This window comes from Pseudoalteromonas sp. MelDa3, from assembly GCF_002863625.1.
GTDB classification, from domain to species: Bacteria; Pseudomonadota; Gammaproteobacteria; order Enterobacterales; family Alteromonadaceae; genus Pseudoalteromonas; species Pseudoalteromonas arctica.
The window spans coordinates 1-3,424 of sequence record NZ_PJBR01000167.1 but is presented as its reverse complement, the minus strand read 5'-3'; the positions used below and the strand labels follow the sequence as shown (position 1 = coordinate 3,424).

The 3,424-nt window shown below is 36.0% G+C and carries 2 protein-coding genes; one reads left to right on the top strand and one right to left on the bottom strand.

All coding sequences use genetic code 11. The features are described from left to right. Positions 1 to 175: 175 nt before the first annotated feature. Entirely contained in the window at positions 176 to 1,237 is a 1,062-nt protein-coding gene (locus CXF89_RS18670; protein ID WP_024591264.1) for a replication initiation protein, read from the bottom strand. 946 nt (positions 1,238 to 2,183) lie between these two features. Here CXF89_RS18670 and CXF89_RS18665 point away from each other — a divergent pair. Continuing rightward, on the top strand, positions 2,184 to 3,299 hold the full coding sequence (locus CXF89_RS18665; protein ID WP_121955434.1) for a PD-(D/E)XK nuclease-like domain-containing protein: 1,116 nt from the start codon (positions 2,184 to 2,186) through the stop codon (positions 3,297 to 3,299). Positions 3,300 to 3,424 lie beyond the last annotated feature (125 nt).

Sequence of the window (3,424 nt, the reverse complement as noted above, 5' to 3'; positions counted from 1 at the left end):
AGGGTTTATATGTAGTTGATTTTAAAAGTAAAAAAAGACCATTTAGATCTTAATTATGGTGATGGTGATCACAAAGTTGGTGGTCGAGATCACAATACTGGTGTTACTGATCACAATACTGGTGTTGCTGATCACTTAACCGGTTTTTAGTTAACACATTTATGGTGTCTAAATTTTAGTAATCCAGATCTTTAGTTAACTCTAATAGTGACTCAAGCTCACTCTTTTCATCTTCAGTTACAGTCTTTTCTACATTTTCTTTTTCTGTATAAGATTGTAATGCTTTTTCTACTTTATCCGCTTCTTCATCTATTTCTAAATAACGATATGCCATCATAAGTTTAGTTAACTCGGGAACACTAAGTTTCTCTTTAAGAGTAACTTTTTTTGCAATCATTTCTTTCACTGTTTGTAGAGCGTCTTGGGTGTTCAGCTCATGGTACGTGCCTTTCTCATGCCATTTGATAAGAAATTTAATTTCAGATATGCGATTTCCTTGTGTTTTAACTTCATACCCAATATCACCTGTTTTACTTTCCAGAAATAGCAGCTCTTTCCTAACTATAGGGTGATTGCTTAATCTATCAATGCTATCTCTTATGCATCGCTGCATAAAAACACCATTGTTTTTAAATGAGCTTTTATTCTTTTTTAGTTTTCCTCTTTCATCGAGTAATCCAAATAAGCCTTTGAGTATATCAACCTTAATAAAATGCATCTCAAATCCATCTTTTTTAAAGCGGCTTAGCAACTCGTAAAGCCTCTTAGAATACTCTTGCTTTAGATCTAAAAATGTTTTTGTAGTTATCAGTGCGAACCCATGGTGATATTCAATATATTCACTCTCAAGCATGTCATTAGGAACCATCGTTAATAGTCCCTTTTTATATTTGATATTTTTGAATAGAGGTTTGTAATCGAATTCATCATCTTCCGTTTCAGATTCAATTTTGATGCCCACTTTATAACCTGCAAGCCTTTCTGCAGCAGGAGCTAACACCGAACCAATATGTTTAGAATCAATGTTTAACCATTCAGATAATTGGTTGGCAGTGTAAGTGTATTGTGGTGTTGATTTAACCCAGTCAGAGCTTTTCATTTGAGCCATCATTAGAGCAAATAAATCGGCCTCGCGTGGTGATAAGTCTTTCCGACTAAATACCAATTTATGACCTTGCTTAATATGTTTAGGTAAGTTAGTTCTTGAAATAGGTATATCACTTAGCTTTTTACTCATAGTCGGACGCCAGTATTGTTGGGTTCTAAATAATTTTAATCTAATAATGTAATATTTTACACCAAGATTGTGTATTCAATGCTTTGTACATTACATATTCTTGGTGTCTCACACCATGATTGTGTAATCGATACTAGTTACATTACATCTTCTTGGTATGAGACACCATAAATATGTGTTCAATACCTTACACAATACATCTTGGTGTTCCACACCGTGATTGTGAAATTAAGATTTACCGTTACATGTTCTTGGTGTACGACACCATAATTATGTAATCAATGCCGTATATGTTACATATTCTTGGTGTGCGACGCCATAATTATGTAATCAATGCCGTATATGTTACATATTCTTGGTGTACGACACCATAATTGTGTGTTCAATACCATACACGTTACATATTCTTGGTGTACGACACCATAATTGTGTCTTCAATACCATACACGTTACATATTCTTGGTGTGTGCCACCATGATTGTGTGTTCAATACAGTACACGTTACATATTCTTGGTGTGTGACACCATAATAGTGTCTTCAATACCGTGCACATTACATATTCTTGGTGTGCGACACCATGATTGTGTGTTCAATACCGTGCACATTACATATTCTTGGTGTGCGACACCATGATTGTGTGTTCAATACCGTTCACGTTACATATTCCTGGTGTATGACACCATGATTGTGTGTTCAATACCGTGCCCTTTACATATTCTTGGTGTGCAACACCATAATTGTGTGTTTAACGCCGCATGCGTTACATAATCTTGGTGTGTAACACCATAATTGTGTAATCAATATTATATACTCTATGAAATTCGTACTGATTAAGTTTAGCTTATAGCAAGATTAACTACCTGATTAATATGCAATTCTAGGTTAGTAGCCTGAATTTCTATCTATGGCATTATGGTCGGCATAAATAGTTAAAGGGTTAAACCAATGTCAGCAGCAAAACAATTAAGTTATGGTCTTGATGAGATTCAAGAAGCTATCTCTAATGAAGAATTTGCACCTAAGTTAAGTAATTGGGTAGAAAAAGCCATAGAAGCTTTCGATGCTAATGGCGAGCCTAATTATGTTGATTCTAAAGGGGAGTTAATTGAAGGCATTTACATTAATATGCCTAACGATTTGTACCATAGTCTGCCTGCTTTAAGCTCATCTCAACTTAAAGAATTCAAGGAATCACCGCCTCATTACTACCGTAGATATTTATCAGGTATTGAAGTTAAGCGCACGCTTCAAACTCAACGCACATTAGATGCAGGTACACTTGGCCATGAGCTAATTCTTGAGCCAGAAGACTTTTACAATAAATACTTTAGAGAATTACTACCTATTGATGAGCCCGATGCATTGCATACTGAGGCGCAAATTAAAGCTGAGCTGGAAAAGCATAATCTAAAAACAACAGGAACTAAGGCTGTTAAAGCTGAGCGATTGGTTAAACACGATCCAAATGCTAGAGTTTTTGAACATTTACTACGACTTAATCGCGAAAAAGAGGGCGCACAAAGCACCGAAGTAATAGAAGGCGAAGAAAAAACATTGTATGGCGGTAAGCTGGGTGTTGATGGCCAAGTGTGGGATAGCGCTATACGAATTGTTAAATCTTTAAAAAATGAACCTCAAGCTGATGCATACATTAATTATGGCTTACCAGAGGTTGCCATTATTTCACGCTGTCCACGTTCAGGTTTACTTTTGAAGGTTAAATTCGATTGGCTTAGGTTTGACGATGAAGCGGCTGATGTAAAAACTACTCGCTCTGCTAATCCAGATGATTTTTCGAGACAAATGCGCTCGTTGAAATACGACCTACAGCAAGCATTTTATACTTATGTTGCCAGTTTAGTGGGCATTCATATACGTCGCTTCTTGTTCGTTACTGTCGAATATGCGTCAGCAGATTATTGCCAACTGTTCAAAATTAAAGATACTCGCCTTGCTAAAGCGTTTGAAGAAATGCATCAAGCCAAAGATGAATTCGTAGAATGTAAGCGTACGGGGAAATGGTTAAGCCGCTACAGCGGATCAGTTATAGAATTAGACTAAAAAATTTACAATGTAGTTTTTGGGTAGCTGTAATTTTATAAATTGTTGCTGCTCGATGTTAATATTCAACTTTAAAACAAGGTATACATCCATGAAATTGAAAATAACTTCGCTAGCGATAGGTC

Coding starts and splice junctions, on each gene's coding strand:
- CXF89_RS18670 (WP_024591264.1), bottom strand. CDS start 1,237: ATGAGTAAAAAGCTAAGTGATATACCTATTTCAAGAACTAACTTACCT.
- CXF89_RS18665 (WP_121955434.1), top strand. CDS start 2,184: ATGTCAGCAGCAAAACAATTAAGTTATGGTCTTGATGAGATTCAAGAA.